Below are 21,212 nucleotides of genomic sequence, written 5' to 3'. Positions count from 1 at the left end.
AGTAGTATAACAAGAACAAAGGAAGTGCGTTTATGAAGAATATTTTTTTAGCGGTTATTTTATTTATAATGATGACCTCAATATCAGCGTGTAATAATATAAAAGAAGAAAATATGGTATATGATGAAATTAACAAAGACAGTCATATAAGCTATCCTTTAGCAAAAACAAAAGTTTCTGATACTAATACCTTTGAGAGAACTGTTTATCCTAATACAAGTCAAAAATATTATAAAATGTGGTATGAAAATAATTCACAATATTCTGTTACTATAGGATTATATATGAACGGCGAACGTGTTAGAAATCTAAATATTGAGCCATATCAATCTGATGGATTAGTAGGAGATTTCACTGTACAACATAAAAAATACTATAATCAAAATTTTGAATATAGAGTACTGTCTCAAAATGGTTATAACTTAAATGGGTATGCTACATTTGGAACAAATGGTTATGGAATGGAAAAATAAAAATATAATCTCCGATTATAAGTTAGATTAGGACTGTGAGTATAGTACAATATTTATATTTTACGTAATACAGAGTTTCCAATTAATACGATATATATAAGGAAAAATTTTAGACGAGTTTCTTCCAAATTAATAGGATTTGATACGGAGTATTAAATCCTATTAATAATCTCTCAGATTGCTGTCAGTTTAATTGTATAGAAAAGTAACTAGAAATTATATAAGCAGAATCATAAGATAAATAGAATAACTCTAAGATATAGGTGTGGGGGGAAATTACAAAGTAATTTCCCCCCACACCTTATTAAATCAATATGAAATATCATATGGTATTAATGAATCTAAAGGTAATACATATGATTCATATCTAAATAAAAGTATAGTATATACTCCTTATGATAAGCCTACTGTTACTATAGGGGGTAAACTAACTATTGAATGTGTAGAAACAAATATTTTAGCTGATGGTTATCTGTAGTAAAGTTATAGATAAATTCCTTCGGTACCTATATGAATCATAGAATAAAGAAAAAACGTTTCAAGCCCCACCCATATATTAAAAGTAAATATGAATAAGAAATTAATGCACTAGCCAATTAAGGTTAGTGTATTTTTTTATGCTTAAAATTAAAAGGAGGATAAATTAAATGAATCATCAAGAAGTATATGTAGAATTAGAAAAAGTATTAAAGCTAAAAGGATATAGTCCAAATACAATAGAATCATATGTAAATCATATTAGGAGATTCATAGAATATTATGAAATGGAATTAAAGCTTGTTACAAGTGAAGAAGTAAATGAATATATAATATATCTCCTAGAAGAAAAGAAACGTTCAGCATCCTATGTTAATACATCCATAAGTGCAATAAAGTTTATGGTGAATAATGTACTAAGTAGAAGTGATATTAGTATTAATATGTTTAGGGTAAAGAAAGAAAAGAAGTTCCCCGATATATTAAGCCAAGAAGAAGTAACAAGAATATTAAATGTAGTAGAGAATCATAAACATAAAGTCTTATTAAGTTTAGTATATTCAGCAGGATTAAGAGTAAGCGAACTAGTTAGATTAAAGATAGAAGATATTGATTCAATTAGAATGCTAATCCATGTTAGAGATGCTAAAGGTAAAAAGGATAGATATACATTACTATCAGAAAAAGCATTGATAGTATTGAGGGACTACTACAGAAGATATACACCAAAAGAATGGTTATTTGAAGGATTAGATAAACATCAACACCTGACAGAAAGGTCAGCTCAAAGAGTATTTGAGAAAGCTTGTGATAAAGTAGGAATTAAAAAGAATGTTAGCATTCATAGTCTAAGACATTCTTTCGCCACTCATTTATTAGAATCAGGAACAGATATCAGATACATTCAAAAGTTATTAGGTCATAGCAGTACAGAAACCACTATGACTTATACTCATGTTAGTAAGAAATATATTAGTAATATTCAAAGTCCTTTAGATAGGTTGTAGAAGGATTTTGGATAGGTATGTCGAATATGGTACCAATGGATAATTAATCATGTCCTTAGCTTAAATGATGATGTTTAAACTAAGGATAATTTATTATCCATGTAAACAACACATAACTGAATATTACCAACATTGACTGTTAGAAATGTACAGTCAACATCGGTAATACGAGTAGTTATGTGAAATTAATAAGGTGAGGTATTAAATGAAAAAGTTACTATATCTTATAAGTCTGTGCTTAATAACTATTATGTTAAGTTCATGTAATCAGAGTAATAAGAAATTAGAAAATATGACAACTCAAGAAAATAATGATTATGTTGCGATTGTTAGTGAAAATAGGACTTATATTCCTTTTTGTGCTGTTGACAATAGTGAAAGAGGAGAACAAATTGGTATAGTTAATGGAGACAAGAATGACCAAGTTTATGAATATAAAGACTATTCTACAGATGATTGGATAATTTCATTTTATAAATCTGGAGAAATGGATAGCTCTATGCTGATGAAAGAGATAAATGTAATGGAAATACCTGGTAATTTAAAATCTGATTATGAGTGGAATAATAAATAGTTTTTTAAATTACAATTTATATAAGTAAAACTTAGAAAATAAGCTTACAACTTAATTGTTTTACGCAACACAGAATTTCCAATTGATAAGCCATAGAGGAAAAATATATTTTAGACGAGTTTCTTCTATTATGTTTTAGAAACAGAAGACCAGCCAGCAATAGCGTTAGATGATAATTGTGTATCAATGGTAATTTTAAGAGCTAATTGAGATTGAGTTTAAAGTAAATTGTTTTATAATTAGTTTCTTAACAGCTAGATACTATGAAACTATTTTAAATAGAAAATTGAATACTAGGAGGTGTTATTATTAAAAGATTTATAGAACTTGTTAGAACTCTTTTAGTTGTTTTATCATGCTTATTATTTAGCTTTAGTATATTTGCTTGGACGCTAGAACTAAGGATAAGTGATTCTGAGCTTTTACCAATAATGGCTTCAAGTAGTTTGAATTTGTTTCTATTATTTATTTACTGGATATTAGGAATAGGATACATTAAACCTTTAGGTGTACAAGAAAATAAAGTGATTAAAATCTTATCTAAAGTAGGATTTGGAGGAAATATGGTTTTATTTATATTTTCTATATTAATTATTAGTGGATTTGGTATTATACCTTAAATAAAATTTATATCATGTTATTAATATCTTACGTCATACATAATTTCCAGTTAACAACCCATAGAAGAAAAAATATCTTAGACGAGTTCTTTCTATTAGTAGGTACGATATGAATGTATTCTATCTTAAACATGCTCTCAGATTGCTGTGAGAACGTCTAGCACATTAAAGTATGTAAATACAACTGGAAATTATACAACTAGAGTCATAAGATGTATAAGTATATTTTAAACTGGTTTCTTTAGGAGGGGAGAATACTTTGTATTCTCCCCTCCTAATATATCTTTATTAAATATCATATAGAATTAAGCTATCTAAAGATAATATATATGATTAATAGTAAATATGAATCACTGTATACACTACTAACAATAAATGATTTACTACTGAAAAGGAGAAATAGGTTATTAAATGTGTAAAAACAGTAGTTTTACTAGATGGTTATCTGTAGGGAAATTATATATAGATTTTTCTTCGGTATCTATATGAACCATATGATTTAGAATAATAGTTTAATGCCCCACCCCTATATAAAAACTAAATATGATAAAGAAATTAAAGCTCTAGCCAATTGTGGTTAGGGTTTATTTTTATGCTTAAAATCAAAGGAGGTTTAATTAAATGAATCATCAATCAGTTTATTTAGAGTTAGAAAAAGTATTAAAACTAAAAAGATATAGTTCTAATACAATTGAATCCTATTATAAGGTTCACAGATTATTATGAAAGTGATTTAAAGTTTGTTTCTAGTGAAGATGTAAATGAATATATATTATATCTCCTAGAAGAATTGATATTAATATGTTTAGAGTAAAGAAAGAAAAGAAGTTACCTGATATATTAAGTCAAGAAGAAGTAACAAGAATATTAAATGTAGTAGAGAATCATAAACATAAAGTCTTATTAAGTTTAGTATATTCAGCAGGATTAAGAGTAAGCGAACTAGTTAGATTAAAGATAGAAGATATTGATTCAATTAGAATGCTAATCCATGTTAGAGATGCTAAAGGTAAAAAGGATAGATATACTTTACTATCAGAAAAAGCATTGATTGTATTAAGAGATTACTACAGAAGATATACACCAAAAGAATGGTTGTTTAAAGGAGGAGATAAGAAACATCATCTAACAGAAAGATCAGCACAAAGAGTGTTTGAGAAGGATTATTATAAAGTAGCAATTAAAAAGAATGTTAGTTATTCATAGTCTAAGGCATTCATTTGCTACGCACTTATTAGAATCAGGAACAGACATTAGATATATATAAGTTATTAGGCCATAGTAGTACAGAAACTACAATGATTTATACTCATGTGAGTAAGAAGTATATAAGTAACATTCAAAGTCCATTAGATAGATTGTAGGAGGCTCTAGGGTTATTATGTCGAATATGGCATATATGGACAATTAATTACATTCTTAAGTCAAAGTAGTATGTTTAAATTAAGAAGATATTGATTATCCATGTAAACAACACATAACTGAATATTCCTAACATTCACTGATAGAAACGTTCAGTAAACATCGGGAATACAATTAGTTATGTGAAACTTAGGGAGAGGTTTAAATGCTTTTTAGGTCAAAAAAATTATATGTAGACTTAGTAGATAATAAAGATTTATACAGGATTACTGAGGTTTATAACTCTAGCAAGAAATTTTTAATAAGTCATACGAATTATGATAGTGTAAGAAATGAGTGGATATATGAAGAAATTGAATCTATGAAAAAAATAGGATTTCACTGTTGTAAAATAGTTGAGATAAGTTCACAAAAATTGATTGGTATTATGGATTTTAAAATTGATAAGGAAACATACTTATCATTATTAATTATACATAATGATTATAAAAATAAAGGTTTTGGAAAGGAGATTTTTCATGCATTAGAAATATACGCTAAATCATTACGAAGTGACTCAATTAGGATAGATGTGGTTACTAACTACGATAACTATGTACTTGATTTCTGGACTAAAATTGGATTTATAAAAATCAAAGATATAGAATTAAAGTGGGCAGGGAAAACTTTATGTGGTGATATGATGAAGAAAATCCTATAATTACTTAGTAAAAAGCATAAAGTTGTCAGTTATCTTAAAGATAGGAAAGATATTAAAACGTCTAGCCTTGTAAATGAACTTAAAACTAAGTGATATGTCCTATAGTAGTTCAATAAGACGAACTATATAAAGTACAGGTTGGAGCATTTAGTGTAAAAACTAATGTAGATAGTTTAGTTAATGAACTAGAAGGAAAAGGATATAATGCTATAGTAATATATTCTTAAGTGTAAATTATATTGAAGGCTAGACTGTATAGTTATAAGACGGTTTACCCTGTTTTCTTATGTCTAAAGGTTAGAAAGTATATTATGTAATGATTTAACTAGATCATGCTAAATACTTAGGTATTTTGAAGTGTATTCTCACGAAGATACTAATTTTGATAGATGTCATGAAATTAAGTTCTTGAATATTTTAGTTATGTAACATTAATGAGCGTGGAGGATTTGGTTTACAGTAGGTTATTTTAGAAGGAGACTTATAATAGTTAACACTATACTTCATAGAAAGAGGGGGAAGTGATATGCCTGATTATCTTTATATAATAGTCTTTATCACTATACTTGTAGGTCTAATTATCAGAGAAATCTACTTATTTAATAAAGACAGATATAATCCATATGTATTTCGGAGAAAAGGTAAATTTCTTAAACAATTCATTGTTAACTTAGGAGTGAATATATTTATAATTGTGTGTATTAAAAATATTAAATCTACATTTATAGTGTTATGTATTTTTTCAGTATATTCTTTTTGTCTAGCTACTTGTATAAGCATATTGAATTATTTATCGTACAATAGGATAAAAGACAAAAAGATAATCTTTCATACTGCCTCATTGATCATAATGATTGTTATTATTTTAATATTTCTATGGCGATTAGTAATAAAATAATCAAGGTATAATGCTTTATAAGTTGATTCATAAACGTAAGAATTTACAAACTTAAGATTAAAGGAGGTTATTGCTATGAAAAAGGGAAGCATGGGTATGGCTTTATTTACAGGCGCATTTGTAGGAATAGTAGTTTTCTTATTTGAATATATACTACCTAACAGTAATCTTATTACATCAGTTAGTATTACTGGGCTATCAGCTTTAATCGGCGGACTGATAGGAAATAAGTTATTTCCAAATAAGTCGTAAATACATGTAAAAGGGAGTTTCACAATGTATAAAAGAACCTAAAGGAAAGAAACAAGAGATTCTATTATTTAGGAAATTGCATATGGTTGTGTTATAGATAAATATTTTAGTATTAAATTGATTGATAACTATACATCAGGATACATTATAGGAGGATGTATAGAGGCACTTATTAGGTACTGTATTATTAAGTTTAAGAGAATAAAGAAAAATAAATAATAAATATAACATACTATGAAGATAAGTTTATGAGTTGATTCGCAATCTTACTATGTTGTGTACTAAATAAGATTGTCACTTTTATAAAAGGAGGAGTTGTCTTGGAAAGAAGATTAAGCCTTTTATTAGGTATACTTGGTAGCCTTTTTCTTGTATTGGTGAGTACCTCAAGTTATATTAGACCTGTTTATAGATTAAGAGGCATTGTAGGTTATTTTAATAGGATTTTATTTAACCTAATATTGATTATAGGAATTATATTTATAATTTACTTTAGTATTATACTAATCATTGATGCTATAAAAGTAATACATAAAAGATCATAATATTATTTACTTTACGCCATATAAATTTCGAATCAATAAACTATAAAAGAAGAGGGTTTGAGCTTGATGTAGATTATTATATAACTGATTCATAAAATTTTAATATTAATAGATTAATAATGGAGGATTGAATGAAAGAAAAAAATATATGGGCATTTCTAAATTTATAATAGCATTTATAATTGTTCGCATTATTCGTAGCTTAACAGGATTTAACTATAACTTTTCTGAAGGAATATTTAATATAAAAATACTAATCGATTTAGGTTTGTGGATTATAGTATATCTAATAATTGATTTTATTTTTAATAAATTATCATTGAGTTATAGAGAATAATTTCAAAATAGTATAAGGCTTAAATTTCTAATTAATAAATCATAGAAGGAAAGATATCTTAGATGAGCTTCTTCTATTTTTTAAAAGAATTTTTTTTTTGCATTTAAATAAATCCAACAGATTTTAAAATAGAAATTAAACCCTATATTTTAGCTAATATAGAAACATTATTGTCTGTTAAAGTTGAGGAAACTATTTACTTTGTTCATGATAGAGATCTTTAAAAGACAGATTTATTTGATAAATATACTCTAGGTAAATATTAGAGTATATACTGATTTTAAGACCTTTAATGAATATAAAAATAGTAATCGAGACTTTATCATTGAAATAATTATGGACTGATAATATAATGAAAGTAAAGTTAAATATATTGTTTTAGGTGCCTTGCAAAAGGATAATAGGGAAAGTGGTTAAAATCCACTACAGCCCCCGCTACTGTATACGAGGACAAGTCTTTATACCACTGGTTATTACAAATATCTGGGAAGGAAAGAGGAGGATGAAACGTAAGTCAGGAAACCTGCCTAAAATGTAAGCTACACTTCGGAGGGAAGTAAATGGCGTAAGATTATATATTAGGGGTAGTTTATGTAAAAATCAATTACCTTTTACTAGTATTGTTAGATAAAAAACTCTTGCCATTTAAGGCAGGAGTTTATTTTTTGTATTGGTGGTGAAAATATTGAGATGGATTAAAGATGAGGAATTTATTAGAGGAAACATTCCTATGACTAAATTTGAAGCAAGAATAATTACTATAGGAATGTTAGAAATAGAAAAAGGAGACGTGTTTTTAGATATAGGTGGTGGAACTGGATCTATATCTATAGAAGCATCACTACAGGGGGCAAAGACCTATGTTATAGAAAAAGAGGATGAAGGTATAGATCTAATTAGAAAGAATTCTGAAAGGTTCAATATAGAAGATATAGAAATAATTAAGAATATAGCTCCTTTAGGAATAGATAATATACATTATTTTAATAAATGTTTTATAGGTGGAAGTAGTAAAAGGTTAGAAGAAATAGTTAGAACAATTACAGATAAAATTGCTCCAGATGGAATATTGGTGGCAAACTTTATAACATTAAATAACTTAACAAAGTTTCAAAGTTTATTAAAACAAAACGGATATCGAAATATAGAAACTAGACTAATTCAGGCATCTATAGTTGATGAAAAAACAGGATTGTTAAAAGCACAAAATCCAATATTTATAGTTAGGGGGATTAAAGGGTGAAAAAATTATATGGAGTAGGAGTTGGACCAGGGGATAGTGAGCTTATAACTATAAAAGGATTAAATGCTATAAAAGAAAGTGACTATATATTTATACCTAAGAGTAAGGGAGAAAGTACAGCAGGAATAATAGCAAAAGAGTATACAGAAGGTAAGAATATAATAGAGCTAGAATTTCCTATGGGAGAAGATAATAGTGATAGATATAAAAATGCTGCGAAGATAATAAATGACACTCTAAAGGAAGGACAAACTTCATCGTTTTTAACATTAGGAGATCCTATGACTTACAGCACATATATATACTTAATGTTAGAGCTGAAAGAATACAATATAAACATAGAAACAATACCTGGGATAACTTCTTTCGGAGCTAGTACAAGTGCTCTTAATTTGCCGTTAACATTAAAAGGAGAAAGCTTCTATCTTTGTGACGGAAAAATAGATTATGAAGTACTAAAAAAGGTAGATAGTATATGTATTCTAAAAGTAAACAGGAATAAAGAAGATATAATATCTAAGTTGGAAAGAGAAAACTTTAAATATGTATATATAAAAAGATGCACTAGAGCGGATGAAACTATACTGTATGATAAAGAAGAAATATTAAAAGACAATGACTATATGTCACTTATATTCGGAAGGAGGAATTAAATGTTTTATTTCGTAGGGGCTGGACCTGGAGATGTAGGTTTAATAACTGTAAAGGGACGAAAATTACTAGAAGAAGCAGACATAGTTATATATGCAGGATCATTAGTGTCAGATAAACATTTACAATTTTGTAAAGATAAATGTGAAAAATACAGTAGTGCATCCATGACTTTAGAAGAAGTTATGGAAGTTAGTATAAAAGGTATAAAAGAAGGTAAAAAGGTAGTAAGACTTCATACTGGAGACCCAACTATATACGGAGCAATAAGAGAGCAAATGGACTACTTAGATAACTATAATATAGAATACGAAGTAATACCTGGAGTTAGCTCATTTACAGCAAGTTGTAGCAGAATAAAAAGAGAATTTACACTACCAGATGTAAGTCAAACAGTTATAATAACTAGAATAGAAGGAAGAACGCCCGTACCAAAAGATGAAGACTTAGAAAGTCTTGCTAGACATAATGCATCTATGGCAATTTTTTTATCAGCTCAAAGCATAGACAAAGTAGTAGAAAAACTTAAAAATGGATATGGCAGTGACAGTGTTCCAGTAGCAGTAGTATATAAAGCTACATGGGAAGATGAAAAGATAGTTTTAGGTACACTGAAAGATATAGCTGAAAAAATTCAAAAAGAAGGAATAAAAAACTTTGCACAAATACTAGTAGGAAGATTTATAGAAGGAGACTATGAGAGATCACTTCTTTACAATCCTGACTTTACACATGGTTTTAGAGAGGGAAATAAATGAGAATAGCATGTATTTCTTTCACATCTAGTGGTAAAGAAATATCGAAAAGAATTAAATATGGATTGACTTGTAGAGTACAGGATAAAGAAGCCATGTTATCAAAAACTGAAAAAAATTTTCATTATAGAAATGAATATGTAGTTACAGAAATAGATAAGAATACTTTCTCAGATAAGCTAAGTAATCATATGGAAGATATTTTTAGGAATCATGATGGATTAATTTTTATATCATCAACAGGTATAGCTTTAAGACTTATAGCACCATATATAGAGAGTAAAGTTAAAGATCCTGCTGTTATAGTAGTAGATGATATGGGGAAATACTCAATTAGCTTACTTTCTGGGCATATTAGAGGAGCTAATGATCTTACTTTACAGATATCAAGCATACTTGAAAATCAACCTATAATAACTACAGCGTCAGATGGAAGAGGTATAGATGCTGTAGATACATTTGCTAAAAGATATAATTTAGAAATAGAAAGTATGGAAGATGCTAAAAAGCTAACCTCACTTATGGTTGAGGGAGAAAATATAAAGTTAATATCAGAACTAGTAGATGTAGAATTGAGATATGATAATGTTATCAAAATAAATAAACATAGCATTAGTTCAACTTTGAGTGATGTTAAAGGAATTATAGTAATTTCTTCACTTGATAATATAAAAGATTATATAAAGTCAGAAGACAAGCATAAACCAATATGCTTACTAAGACCTAAGAATATAAATATAGGCATAGGTTGTAGAAGAGGAAAAAGTAAAAGAGAAATACTTGGTGCAATAATGGAATTATTTAAAGAAAATAATTTATGTTTAAAAAGTATAAATAAAATAGGAACTATAGATGTAAAAAAAGATGAAGAAGGTATAATAGAGACTTCAAAAGAGCTTAATTGCTCTATGGAAGTATTTACTAAAAAAGATATAGAAAAGGTTCAAAATAAATTTAATCGAAGTAAATTTGTAGAATCTAAAGTAGGAGTTACATCAGTTTGTGAACCATGTGCATATTTACTAGGAAGTGAAATGATAATAAGTAAGAAGATATTTAACGGAATAACTATTGCAGTTTCGAGGAGTGATAAAATTGGCTAAACTATATGTTATAGGAATAGGACCTGGTGGTAGGGACGACATGACATTGAGGTCACTAGAGACTATAAAAAAGTGTGATGTAGTAGTAGGTTATACCTTCTACATAGATCTTATAAGTGATTTAGTAATAGGCAAAGAAGTTATTAAGACAGGAATGAAGGGCGAAATAGAAAGATGCAATATGGCAATAGATAAAGTAAAAGAAGGATTTAATACCTGTATAATTAGCACAGGAGATGCAGGACTTTATGGCATGGCAGGCCCAATACTTGAGTTATCAGAAGGTATAGAAGTTGAAGTAGTACCCGGCGTTACGTCAGCATTTAGTGGAGCATCGGTACTAGGAGCACCTATTATGCATGACTTTTGTACTATAAGTCTATCAGATCTTTTAACTCCATGGGAAGTTATTGAGAATAGGATAGATTTAGCTTCAAAAGCTGACTTCGTAATATCTATATATAATCCTAGAAGTAAGGGAAGAAAAGAGCATATAGAAAAAGCCGTAGAAATAATGTTGAAATATAAAAGTAAAGATACACCTGTAGGAATAGTAAAGCATTCTGGAAGGGAAGGAGAAGATAAGATAGTAACTACACTAGGAAATATAAACTATGAATTTATAGATATGATGACCATAGTTATAGTTGGAAATAGAGAAAGCTATATTAAAGATGGAAAAATAGTTACTCCTAGGGGGTATAAAATTTGATTTGGATAATAGGAGGAACTAAAGAAACCTTCTATTTGGTAGAAAAGATATCTAAAAAAGTAGATTATGTAGTCACTGTTGCAACTTATGCGGGAAAAGAGGTTCTAAAGGATAAAAATACAATAGTTTCAAGATTAAACTATGAAAATATGATAGAATTTATATCAAGACATAATATAAAAAAGATAGTAGACATGTCTCATCCGTATGCTGAAGAAGTTACTCTAAACGCAAAAAGAGCTTCTAAAGAGTGTAATATAGAATATATAAGATATGTAAGAGAAAAAGCTCAGAGAGTAAAGGAATCAAAGACTATATATCTGGAGAATATAGAAGCATGTTTAAACTATCTGAAAGAAAGAAAAGGAACAGTTCTATTTACTACAGGTATAAAAAACATAACGGACTTTGAACGTATAAAAGGGAATAATAGATTTATATATAGAGTACTTCCTTCTAAATTTAGTATAGAAGAATGTGTAAATAATAATATAGATATGAAAAATATAATAGCTATTTTAGGTCCTTTTTCGGAAGAATTTAATTTGGCTATGTTTAAACAGTACAATCCAGACTATGTTGTTATGAAAGATAGTGGAAATATAGGTGGAACTTTTGATAAATTATCTGCCTGTGAAAAGCTAGGGATTAAATCTATCATAATAGGTAGGAAAGATGAAGAAGGAATAAAGGATATAGATAAGTTAGTGGAGATGATAATTTGATACAAGCACTAGGAGTTCGTCATAATGTAGAGTTAAGAATTAGAGAAAAACTATCTATAATTACAAAGAGAATAGAGAAGTCTTTGGAGAAACTGAAAAAACATTGTGACGAGGTAGTCATACTAAGTACTTGCAACAGAACGGAAATTTATTTTAAATCTAAAGACTATGATGATAGTATTATAGAAAAGATATTTGATGAATTAAATTGGGATAAGGATCTATTAGAATATACTTTTTACTTAAAAGAAGATAAAGCTATAGAACATTTAATGGATGTAGTATGTGGTTTTGATTCAATAATATTTGGAGAAGAACAAATACTAGGGCAAGTTAAAATGGCTTATGAAGTTGGCTTGGAAAATAAGTCCATAAAAAGTGAATTTATAAGATTATTTGAAACAGCCATAGCTTGTGGAAAAGAATTTAGACTCAAAACAGAGCTTTATAGAATACCAGTATCTTCTTCTTCCATAGTAGTAAATGAGGCTAAAAAAAGAGGAATAAAAAAATTTATGATATTAGGATATGGTGGGGTAGGAAGTCTTGTTGCTAAATATATAACATCTATAGATTTTGAAAAACTTTATATAGTAGTTAGAGATGAGGAAGATTTAAACATAGATGATACAAGGGTGAAAGTAATAAAGTTTAAAGAGCGAGAACTATACTATAATGATGTAGACTGTATAATAAGTTGTACATCAGCGCCACACGTGGTTATAGAAAGTAAGAACCTACCAGATAAAGAGTTATTGATATTTGACCTTGCAGTTCCAAGAGATGTTTCCGAAGATGTATATAGTCTTCCAAATGCAGAAGTTTATAATATAGATAATATAAATATTATAAATGACGAAAACCACGATAGAAGAAAGTCAGTTATGATTAAAAATAGAGATATTATAGATGAATATATTAAAGATTTTAGGGACTGGCAAACTATAAGAGAAATAACACCTTATATAATAAAGCTGAAAGGCAAAGGTGAAGATATATATAAGAAAAGATACGAGGTTTTTAAAAATAAGAAAGAAACGAAAGATGTTGAACAACTAGTAGAAACTATGATTAAAAGCACCTCGAACGCTTATATAAATAAGGCCATAGAAACATTAAAAGAAGAATACTTAGATGGTAGGGGAGAAGAATGTCTAAGAATAATAAAGAAGATATTTTACTAGATTATGCACTTATATCATTGATATCATCAAAAATAAAAGTAATTATAATTGGTGGTGGAAAAGGTGGATATATAAAGGCGAAGTCCTTTTTACAAAGAGGATGTAGTGTATATGTACTATCAAAAGAGTTTGATGAAAAATTTAAAAATCTTCGATATTCTAAAAATATAATATTTATAAATGAAAGTTACAAAAAAGATTATATTAAGGATAAACATATAGTCATAATATCGACTAATAATCCTGAATTAAATAATATTATAAAACAAGATTGTGAAGAAAATTATAAACTATATCTTATGTCTTCAGACTTTAAAGAAGGATTATTTGTAACTCCTACTCAAAGGGATACTAGAAGTATCTCTATAGCAATAAATACAAAAGTAGGGAGTCCAAAAACTTCTGTTTTTTTAGCTGAAAAGATGATTAAAGATTTAAGTGAATATGATGACTTTGTAATGTATGTAGGTGAAGTTAGAAAAATGGTCAAGGAAAAAGCGAATGATAAAAAGTTAACTTTAGAAATAATGGAATTTTTAAATACAGATGATTTTTATTTTTTTATAAATTGAATAAGCATCATATAATATTAAGATTATTTTGGAGGGAAATATTTTGATCTTTAGAATAGCTACGAGAAGAAGTGCATTGGCTCAAGCACAAGCAGATACAGTAATAAGCATGCTTAAAGAAAAACTTAATATAGATTGTGAAAAAGTTCTTATAGAAACGCTGGGAGATAAAAGGCTAGATGTAACTATAGATAAAATAGGTGGAAAGGGAGTATTCGTAAAAGATATTCAGAATGCTATGGTAGAAGGAAATGCTGATGGAGCAGTTCATAGTATGAAAGATGTTCCTTTTGCAATGCCGGATGGATTTAAAATAGTAGCTATACCAGAAAGAGAAGACGTAAGGGATGCATTTGTATCCTTAACAGGAGTAAGCTTTTTTGATTTACCTAAAGGCGCTAAAGTTGGGACAAGCAGTTTAAGAAGAAGGAGTCAAATAAGAATATTGAGGCCAGATATAGAAGTAGTCCCAATTAGAGGAAATATTCAAACTAGGGTAGATAAAATAAATACAGAAAAACTAGATGGAATACTGTTAGCAGCTGCAGGACTTAAAAGATTAAATATGGAGAACTTCATAGTGGACTACTTTAATCCAGAAGAATTTGTTCCAGCAGTAGGGCAAGGAGCTTTAGGTTTTGAAACACTAACAAATAGTAATCATAAAGAACTATTCAAAAAGATAGATTGTGAGAAATCTAGGATATGTATAGAATCTGAACGAAGTTTTATGAAGTCACTTAATGGAGATTGTCATACTCCTATAGGGGCTTATGCAGAGCTAGATGGTGATTTTATAAATATGATAGGAATGTTTGAACTAGATGGAAAGCTTATAAAAAAAGATATAAGAGGGAATGTAGAGGAGCATATAAAATTAGGAGAAGAGCTAGCTAAGAAGATATTAAATACTTAAGAGGTGATGACATGGGCAAAGTATATCTGATAGGAGCAGGTCCTGGAGATGAGGAATTAATAACCTTAAAAGCAATTCGAGTACTGAAAAAGTGTGATGTTGTACTTTATGATAGGTTAACAAATAATAATTTATTAAAATATATTAGAGAAGATTGTGAAGTATACTATTGTGGTAAAAAGCCAGGAAGTCACTATAAAACACAAGAAGAAATAAATGATATGCTAGTTAAATTCTCCAAAGATGGTCATACTGTAGGTAGAATCAAAGGTGGCGATCCATATATATTTGGAAGAGGAGGAGAAGAAGGATTAAGACTTCGTGAAGAAGGGATAGAATTCGAAGTAATCCCTGGGATAACTTCCCCTATATCTGTTTTAAACTATAGTGGAATACCAGTTACACATAGGAAGTTGACTCAAAGTTTTCACGTATATACGGGTAAAAGTGCAGAAAACCTTAATATAGATTGGAGCATAGTATCTAAAACTGAAGGAACACTTATATTTTTAATGGGACTTGAGAGTTTAGAAGACATAACCAGAAATCTAATATCAAATGGAAAAGATAAATATACACCGGTTGCGGTAATAATGGAAGGAACAACAGCAAGACAAAAAAAAGTAATAGGAGATTTAGAAAATATTTCTCAAAAAGTAAGAGATGCTAAGTTAGTATCTCCATGTATGATAGTTATTGGAGATGTAGTTAAGTTTAATGAAAAATTAAACTGGTATGAGAAAAAGCCGTTATTTGGGTTGAATATATGTATTACTAGATCTAAAGAGCAATCTGAAGAAATAAGAGAAAAGATAGTTGACTCAGGAGGAGAAGTTACTGAAATAAATACTATAAAGATAATTAATACATCTAGTAATATAGATAAATATAAAGAGAAATTATCACAATATGACTATATAGTTTTAACGAGTATAAATGCAGTTGAAATATTCTTTGAAAGATTAAAAGAGTTGGAAATAGATATAAGAGAACTTAAAGGAAGATTTATAGTTATAGGACCTAAGACATATGACACTGTAAAGAAAAAGGGAATAATTCCATTTGCCATGTCAGATCATTTCATATCTGAGAATTTACTAGAAAAAATGAAAGAGTTTATTAAAAGAGGAGATAAAATTATATTACCTCAATCGAAGATATCCAGAAACCTACTATATGAAGGATTAATTAAAGAAGGCTGTCTAGTAGATAAGGTAGACTTATATGATACAGTAGAGGGAGATATAAAAATCCATGGATCTATTAGTGAAAGATTAGAAAAAATAGATGTTATCTTATTTACTAGTCCATCAACTGTAAGAAACCTCATAAATATGGTTGGAATAGATAATATAAAACATAAAAAAATAATAGCCATAGGAAGCATAACTAAAAGTGAAGTTGATAAATGGGGACTAGAATCAATTAAAAGTGATGAATGTACCACAGATAGTTTAATTAAAAAGATTATAGAAGTAAAAAAGGATATTTAAAACATTAATTAGACAAGGAATGATTAGAATGTTTAAAAGACATAGACGATTAAGAAATAATGAAGCTATAAGAAGTTTAGTAAGAGAAACATATTTAACACCTAATGACTTCATATACCCTATATTTGTAGTAGAAGGGGAAAATATAAAAAGTGAAATATCGGGACTGCCTGGCAATTATCACTATTCATTAGACAAATTGGATGATATTATCAGTGAGATATCAGCATCTGGAATAAAAGGTATACTTTTATTTGGAATACCAGATGAGAAAGATGATATAGGATCATCAGCATTTGATAAAAATGGGATAGTGCAAAAAGCAATTAGAAAGATAAAAGAGTTAAATAATGATATATATATAATAACGGATATTTGTATGTGCCAATACACTGATCACGGACATTGTGGAATAATAGAAGACGGAATAATTAAAAATGATAAAACATTAGAATATTTACAAAGTATAGCTCTTTCTCATGTAAAAGCTGGAGCTGACATGGTAGCTCCTTCTGATATGATGGACGGAAGAATACAGTCGATAAGAGAAATACTAGATGAAAACGGATATGAAGATACTCCTATAATGGCATATAGTGCAAAGTACGCTTCTTCATTTTATGGTCCATTTAGAGATGCAGCAGGATCTTGTCCACAATTTGGCGATAGAAAGACTTACCAGATGGATATAGGAAATGGAAGAGAAGCACTTAGAGAAATAGAAGAAGATATATTAGAAGGAGCAGACATAGTTATGGTAAAACCAGCTCTTTCATATCTTGATGTTATAAGAAGTGCAAAAGATAGGTTTGATTATCCATTAGCTGCTTATAATGTAAGTGGTGAATATGCAATGGTTAAAGCTGCTGGACAACTAGGTTATATAGATGAAAAAAAGATAGCGTTAGAAATACTTACATCTATAAAAAGAGCAGGTGCAGATATTATTATAACTTATTTTGCACTAGATGCATGTAAGTGGATAAAGGATTTAAAGTAAAAGTTGAAGAAAAAATTAAAAATAATCTTAGATAAATTAAAGTTACAAGCTAAAACACTGAAAAAAGAAATAAGTGCACTATACTTAGCATATAAAAGACCTGATGTGCCATGGTACGCTAAAGTATTGTCCATAATTGTAGTAGGATATGCTATAAGTCCTATTGATTTGATACCTGATTTTATACCAATAATAGGGTATTTGGATGACTTACTTCTTTTACCTATAGGAATAATGATAGTAATAAAGTTAATACCAGCTAATATCATGGATGAATGTAGAAAAGAAGCAGAGAATATTTTTAAAGAAAATAAGCTTAAAAGTTGGATTCCAGCTTTTATAATTGTGTTTATTTGGGTTTCAATATTAATCATTATATTAAAAAATAAATTTTTATAGATAAAACTATTTTGTTTATAAGACGAAATAAGAAAAGATAAAAAGGGTGATATAAATGAAGAACGCAGATATATTCAATGAATCAAAAAAATATATGCCAGGTGGAGTTAATAGTCCTGTTAGAGCATATAAAGACGTGGACGTTACTCCTCCTATCATAAAAAAGGGAAAAGGTGCTTATCTTTATGATGAAGAAGATAAAGAGTATATAGACTATGTAGGGGCATGGGGACCAGCTGTATTAGGTCATTGTGATGAAGATGTAGTAAACTCTATAAAAAATACAGCAGAGGATGCTATATCATTTGGAGGAACAACTAATCTTGAGCTTCAACTTGCGAAACATATATGTACTACTGTAGACAATATAGATATGGTTAGAATGGTAAACTCAGGTACAGAAGCCACTATGAGTGCAGCAAGACTAGCAAGGGGATTTACAAAAAGAGATAAGATAGTTAAGTTTGCAGGATGCTATCATGGCCATTTTGATGCATTTTTAGTTAGCGCAGGATCGGGTGTACTTACAGAAGGAATCCCAGGGAGCGAAGGAGTACCACAAGAGATTATAAAAAATACTATAGTAGCCAACTATAATGATATAGAAAACATAAAATATATATTTGACAAATTTGGTGAAGAAATAGCAGGAGTTATCATAGAACCAGTAGCTGGTAATATGGGTGTAGTACCAGGAGATAAAGCATTTTTAAAAGAGCTAGATAGTCTTTGTAAAAAACATGGATCACTTTTAATCTTTGATGAAGTTATGTCTGGATTTAGAGTAGCTTACAAAGGAGCGCAAAGCTTATATGGAATAAAACCAGATATAACGACTATGGCAAAGATAATGGGTGGCGGACTTCCGAGTGGTGCATATGGTGGTAGGAGAGACATAATGGAACAACTATCACCTATGGGGCCAGTTTATCAAGCTGGAACTATGTCAGGAAATCCTATAGTTATGGCAGCAGGGTTAGCAACACTGAAAAAACTTCATAGTAATCTATCATATTATAACCACCTAGAAAGTCTTGCTATTAGACTACAACAAGGTGTAGAAGAAGTAGCTAAAGAAAAAGGGCTACCTATAGTAGTAAACAGATTCAAGTCTATGATGACTATATTCTTTAACAAAGAAGGAATAGTAAATAATTATGAAGATGCTAAGAAATGTGATACTAGCCTTTATGCGAAATTCTTTAAGCATATGATAACTAATGGAATATTTATGTCACCATCTCAATTTGAAGCTATGTTTTTATCAGTTAGACATACTGAAAGTGATATAGATAAATTTATAGATATAATGAGAAATATGTAATAAAAAAAGCTACTAGATTATAATCTAGTAGCTTTTTTTATTTTTTCATATAAGGTATTATATGAGGTTTACCAGTAAGTGGGTTTTTCATTGTGAGAGCTCTGATATTATATACTTTATTAATATTTTCTTCTGAAATGATTTCTTCTGGAGTTCCGCTTTTAAAAATCTTACCCTTATCCATTAGTATCAAATGTTCACAGTATTCAGAGGAAATATTAAGATCATGCAAGCTTAATATAACAGTTAGCTTTTTATTTTCTGCTAATCCTTTTAGTATATCAAGTATTTCAATTTGATGTTGAATATCTAGTTGTGACACAGGTTCATCTAATATCATAATGTCAGTTTGTTGAGCAAGAGCACGAGCAATAATAGCCCTTTGTCTTTCTCCACCACTTACTTGACCTATATTTTTATCTCTTAAATGCCAGGTATTGGTGATCTTCATTGCATTTACTGCTATATCAATATCACTTTCACTCTCAGACTGGAATCTTTTTAAATAAGGGCTTCTACCCATTAATACAATATCCATAACAGAAAATTCAAACTCTAAATTTGTATTTTGAGGCACATATGATACTATTTTAGAAAGTTCTTTGTTGGAAAAACTGGTCAGATCCTTATCTTGAAGAAAAATAGTTTCTTCTTTTGGCAATAGAGCTCTTGAAATATTTTTAAGAAGAGTAGTTTTACCTGAACCATTTGGTCCAATAATTCCATAGATTCTATTACTATAAAAATCAATATTAATATCCTTTAAAATAGCTTCTTCACTATAACTCCAGTTAAGATTAGTTATTGTAATCAGAGGATGTTTATTTAAACTCATCCGAACACCTTCTTTTTATTTTTATATAAGAAATAAATAAAATATGGTGCACCTAATACTGAAGTTATAGCACCAACAGGTATCTCCATTGGAGGAATAACACTTCTTGCAATAGTATCACAAATCACCATAAATATTGCTCCGCCAACTACCGAAAATGGAAGTAAAGTTCTATGGTCAGAGCCTATAATTAAGCGAACTGTATGTGGAATTATAAGTCCTACAAACCCAATAATACCACTAAAGGACACGCAAGTAGCAACTAGGAGTGAACATACAAGGATTAAGATTTTTTTTGTTTTCTCAACTTCAACTCCAAGGCTAATGGCTGTTTCTTCACCAGTAGACATTAAATTTAAATCTCTTGAAAAGGACATCAATGTAAAAATACCTAAACACACTATTGGAAAAATTATAAGAATTTGATTCCAACCTGCTGAGGAAACACTACCCATAGTCCAAAATATAATTTTTTCTACTTGATCTCTATTAAATACCATAATAATAGAAACTATAGAAGATAACATAAAGTTTATAGCAACTCCTGAGAGTAAAATTGTAGTTACTGGTACTTTACTTCCTACTTTAGATATACTATAAACAAAGAGCATAGTAAGTATAGAGCCTAAAAATGCACATAAAGTTACTATACCCACTCCAAAAAATGTATATCCAGCACCAAGAATTATTGCAATAGTAGCACCTAAAGAAGCTCCTGAAGATATTCCAAGAACATAAGGATCTGCCATAGGATTCTTGAACATGCCTTGGAGAGTTGCACCTACTATAGATAGACCAGCGCCAATTAAAGACGCTAGAATGATACGAGGTAATCTTAAATTTAAGATTATTAAAGAATGTGAACTATCTATATCATTATTAAACAAAAATTTATTTAAAATAGGAACTTTACTAATCATTATTTTAATAGCGTCTAAAAAAGATACATTTGCAACTCCAATAGTAGCTGAGAGAGCTATTAATAATAACAAAATAACGAATGAAATAACTAAAGCTAGATTCAATATTTTTTTCTTTTTAATAAATATCATTTA

Annotated in this window: 24 protein-coding genes, 1 pseudogene and 1 riboswitch; of the genes and pseudogenes, 23 read left to right on the top strand and 2 right to left on the bottom strand. The window is 28.9% G+C overall.

The genetic code is table 11. From position 1 onward, the window contains the following. The first annotated feature begins 32 nt into the window (after positions 1-32). The 23 genes and pseudogenes from CURI_RS12415 (at position 33) to hemL (ending at position 19,322) form a co-directional block, all read left to right on the top strand. A complete protein-coding gene (locus tag CURI_RS12415) occupies positions 33-473 on the top strand; it encodes a hypothetical protein (RefSeq protein WP_014968614.1) in 441 nt (146 codons plus the stop codon). Positions 474-1,120: 647 nt separating this feature from the next. Further along, complete coding sequence (gene xerA, locus CURI_RS12405; RefSeq protein ID WP_014968612.1) at positions 1,121-1,957, top strand: site-specific tyrosine recombinase/integron integrase; 837 nt, start codon at positions 1,121-1,123, stop codon at positions 1,955-1,957. Positions 1,958-2,162: 205 nt separating this feature from the next. Then, entirely contained in the window at positions 2,163-2,531 is a 369-nt protein-coding gene (locus tag CURI_RS12400; protein ID WP_014968611.1) for a hypothetical protein, read from the top strand. A gap of 452 nt (positions 2,532-2,983) precedes the next feature. Beyond that, positions 2,984-3,151 (top strand): hypothetical protein, encoded by a 168-nt coding sequence (locus CURI_RS15930; protein WP_187287401.1) that lies wholly within the window; start codon positions 2,984-2,986, stop codon positions 3,149-3,151. Positions 3,152-3,952: 801 nt separating this feature from the next. Beyond that, positions 3,953-4,357: a tyrosine-type recombinase/integrase gene (locus CURI_RS16215; protein ID WP_014968610.1), complete on the top strand. Its 405-nt coding sequence runs from the start codon at positions 3,953-3,955 to the stop codon at positions 4,355-4,357. Positions 4,358-4,718: 361 nt separating this feature from the next. After that, on the top strand, positions 4,719-5,213 hold the full coding sequence (locus CURI_RS12390; protein ID WP_014968609.1) for a GNAT family N-acetyltransferase: 495 nt from the start codon (positions 4,719-4,721) through the stop codon (positions 5,211-5,213). Positions 5,214-5,377: 164 nt separating this feature from the next. Next, a pseudogene (locus CURI_RS16575) lies at positions 5,378-5,440 on the top strand (hypothetical protein); the annotation flags it as partial. Between the two features lie 746 nt (positions 5,441-6,186). Further along, positions 6,187-6,363, top strand: coding sequence for a hypothetical protein (locus tag CURI_RS15925; protein ID WP_014968607.1), 177 nt, complete (start codon positions 6,187-6,189; stop codon positions 6,361-6,363). A 320-nt stretch (positions 6,364-6,683) separates the two neighbouring features. After that, complete coding sequence (locus CURI_RS12380) at positions 6,684-6,908, top strand: hypothetical protein (RefSeq protein WP_014968606.1); 225 nt, start codon at positions 6,684-6,686, stop codon at positions 6,906-6,908. Between the two features lie 127 nt (positions 6,909-7,035). Continuing rightward, positions 7,036-7,245 (top strand): hypothetical protein, encoded by a 210-nt coding sequence (locus CURI_RS12375; RefSeq protein WP_014968605.1) that lies wholly within the window; start codon positions 7,036-7,038, stop codon positions 7,243-7,245. Positions 7,246-7,608: 363 nt separating this feature from the next. Continuing rightward, a riboswitch (cobalamin riboswitch) is annotated at positions 7,609-7,790 on the top strand. 131 nt (positions 7,791-7,921) lie between these two features. Continuing rightward, positions 7,922-8,488 carry a precorrin-6Y C5,15-methyltransferase (decarboxylating) subunit CbiT gene (gene cbiT / locus CURI_RS12370; protein WP_420805160.1) on the top strand — a complete coding sequence of 189 codons (567 nt, stop codon included), beginning with the start codon at positions 7,922-7,924 and terminating at the stop codon, positions 8,486-8,488. Continuing rightward, on the top strand, positions 8,485-9,141 hold the full coding sequence (gene cobI / locus CURI_RS12365; RefSeq protein ID WP_014968603.1) for a precorrin-2 C(20)-methyltransferase: 657 nt from the start codon (positions 8,485-8,487) through the stop codon (positions 9,139-9,141). Before cbiT ends, cobI begins: the two co-directional genes overlap by 4 nt. Then, positions 9,142-9,897 (top strand): precorrin-4 C(11)-methyltransferase, encoded by a 756-nt coding sequence (gene cobM, locus CURI_RS12360; protein ID WP_014968602.1) that lies wholly within the window; start codon positions 9,142-9,144, stop codon positions 9,895-9,897. Next, on the top strand, positions 9,894-10,997 hold the full coding sequence (cbiG, locus tag CURI_RS12355) for a cobalt-precorrin 5A hydrolase (RefSeq protein WP_014968601.1): 1,104 nt from the start codon (positions 9,894-9,896) through the stop codon (positions 10,995-10,997). Before cobM ends, cbiG begins: the two co-directional genes overlap by 4 nt. Continuing rightward, the gene (gene cobJ, locus CURI_RS12350) at positions 10,981-11,709 is read left to right on the top strand and encodes a precorrin-3B C(17)-methyltransferase (protein ID WP_228370429.1); all 729 of its coding nucleotides are present in this window, start codon (positions 10,981-10,983) and stop codon (positions 11,707-11,709) included. The genes cbiG and cobJ overlap by 17 nt, the downstream gene beginning before the upstream one ends. Beyond that, positions 11,706-12,434 (top strand): precorrin-6A reductase, encoded by a 729-nt coding sequence (gene cobK, locus CURI_RS12345; protein WP_014968599.1) that lies wholly within the window; start codon positions 11,706-11,708, stop codon positions 12,432-12,434. Before cobJ ends, cobK begins: the two co-directional genes overlap by 4 nt. Next, positions 12,431-13,618 (top strand): glutamyl-tRNA reductase, encoded by a 1,188-nt coding sequence (hemA, locus tag CURI_RS12340; RefSeq protein ID WP_014968598.1) that lies wholly within the window; start codon positions 12,431-12,433, stop codon positions 13,616-13,618. Before cobK ends, hemA begins: the two co-directional genes overlap by 4 nt. Then, complete coding sequence (locus CURI_RS12335) at positions 13,585-14,190, top strand: NAD(P)-dependent oxidoreductase (protein ID WP_014968597.1); 606 nt, start codon at positions 13,585-13,587, stop codon at positions 14,188-14,190. The genes hemA and CURI_RS12335 overlap by 34 nt, the downstream gene beginning before the upstream one ends. Before the next feature lie 43 nt (positions 14,191-14,233). Beyond that, positions 14,234-15,106, top strand: coding sequence for a hydroxymethylbilane synthase (gene hemC / locus CURI_RS12330; RefSeq protein WP_014968596.1), 873 nt, complete (start codon positions 14,234-14,236; stop codon positions 15,104-15,106). Between the two features lie 11 nt (positions 15,107-15,117). After that, positions 15,118-16,599 (top strand): uroporphyrinogen-III C-methyltransferase, encoded by a 1,482-nt coding sequence (cobA, locus tag CURI_RS12325; RefSeq protein WP_014968595.1) that lies wholly within the window; start codon positions 15,118-15,120, stop codon positions 16,597-16,599. Positions 16,600-16,627: 28 nt separating this feature from the next. Beyond that, on the top strand, positions 16,628-17,599 hold the full coding sequence (gene hemB / locus CURI_RS12320; RefSeq protein ID WP_014968594.1) for a porphobilinogen synthase: 972 nt from the start codon (positions 16,628-16,630) through the stop codon (positions 17,597-17,599). 3 nt (positions 17,600-17,602) lie between these two features. Next, on the top strand, positions 17,603-17,998 hold the full coding sequence (locus CURI_RS12315) for a YkvA family protein (protein WP_014968593.1): 396 nt from the start codon (positions 17,603-17,605) through the stop codon (positions 17,996-17,998). Between the two features lie 55 nt (positions 17,999-18,053). Next, on the top strand, positions 18,054-19,322 hold the full coding sequence (gene hemL, locus CURI_RS12310) for a glutamate-1-semialdehyde 2,1-aminomutase (protein WP_014968592.1): 1,269 nt from the start codon (positions 18,054-18,056) through the stop codon (positions 19,320-19,322). A gap of 37 nt (positions 19,323-19,359) precedes the next feature. On the opposite strand, the gene CURI_RS12305 is transcribed toward hemL, so the two are convergent. Further along, positions 19,360-20,157, bottom strand: a complete 798-nt coding sequence (locus CURI_RS12305) for an ABC transporter ATP-binding protein (RefSeq protein WP_014968591.1) — start codon at positions 20,155-20,157, stop codon at positions 19,360-19,362. Then, entirely contained in the window at positions 20,154-21,209 is a 1,056-nt protein-coding gene (locus CURI_RS12300; protein ID WP_014968590.1) for a FecCD family ABC transporter permease, read from the bottom strand. Before CURI_RS12300 ends, CURI_RS12305 begins: the two co-directional genes overlap by 4 nt. Between the last annotated feature and the right edge of the window lie 3 nt (positions 21,210-21,212).

This window comes from Gottschalkia acidurici 9a, from assembly GCF_000299355.1.
GTDB classification, from domain to species: domain Bacteria; phylum Bacillota; class Clostridia; order Tissierellales; family Gottschalkiaceae; genus Gottschalkia; species Gottschalkia acidurici.
This window is presented reverse-complemented; position numbering and strand designations above follow the sequence as displayed.

Bases quoted from the DNA above. Each gene is read 5' to 3' on its own strand.
- CURI_RS12415 (WP_014968614.1), top strand. From the start codon at position 33: ATGAAGAATATTTTTTTAGCGGTTATTTTATTTATAATGATGACCTCA.
- xerA (WP_014968612.1), top strand. From the start codon at position 1,121: ATGAATCATCAAGAAGTATATGTAGAATTAGAAAAAGTATTAAAGCTA.
- CURI_RS12400 (WP_014968611.1), top strand. From the start codon at position 2,163: ATGAAAAAGTTACTATATCTTATAAGTCTGTGCTTAATAACTATTATG.
- CURI_RS16215 (WP_014968610.1), top strand. From the start codon at position 3,953: ATGTTTAGAGTAAAGAAAGAAAAGAAGTTACCTGATATATTAAGTCAA.
- CURI_RS12390 (WP_014968609.1), top strand. From the start codon at position 4,719: ATGCTTTTTAGGTCAAAAAAATTATATGTAGACTTAGTAGATAATAAA.
- CURI_RS15925 (WP_014968607.1), top strand. From the start codon at position 6,187: ATGAAAAAGGGAAGCATGGGTATGGCTTTATTTACAGGCGCATTTGTA.
- cobM (WP_014968602.1), top strand. From the start codon at position 9,142: ATGTTTTATTTCGTAGGGGCTGGACCTGGAGATGTAGGTTTAATAACT.
- cbiG (WP_014968601.1), top strand. From the start codon at position 9,894: ATGAGAATAGCATGTATTTCTTTCACATCTAGTGGTAAAGAAATATCG.
- CURI_RS12335 (WP_014968597.1), top strand. From the start codon at position 13,585: ATGTCTAAGAATAATAAAGAAGATATTTTACTAGATTATGCACTTATA.
- cobA (WP_014968595.1), top strand. From the start codon at position 15,118: ATGGGCAAAGTATATCTGATAGGAGCAGGTCCTGGAGATGAGGAATTA.
- hemB (WP_014968594.1), top strand. From the start codon at position 16,628: ATGTTTAAAAGACATAGACGATTAAGAAATAATGAAGCTATAAGAAGT.
- hemL (WP_014968592.1), top strand. From the start codon at position 18,054: ATGAAGAACGCAGATATATTCAATGAATCAAAAAAATATATGCCAGGT.
- CURI_RS12305 (WP_014968591.1), bottom strand. From the start codon at position 20,157: ATGAGTTTAAATAAACATCCTCTGATTACAATAACTAATCTTAACTGG.
- CURI_RS12300 (WP_014968590.1), bottom strand. From the start codon at position 21,209: ATGATATTTATTAAAAAGAAAAAAATATTGAATCTAGCTTTAGTTATT.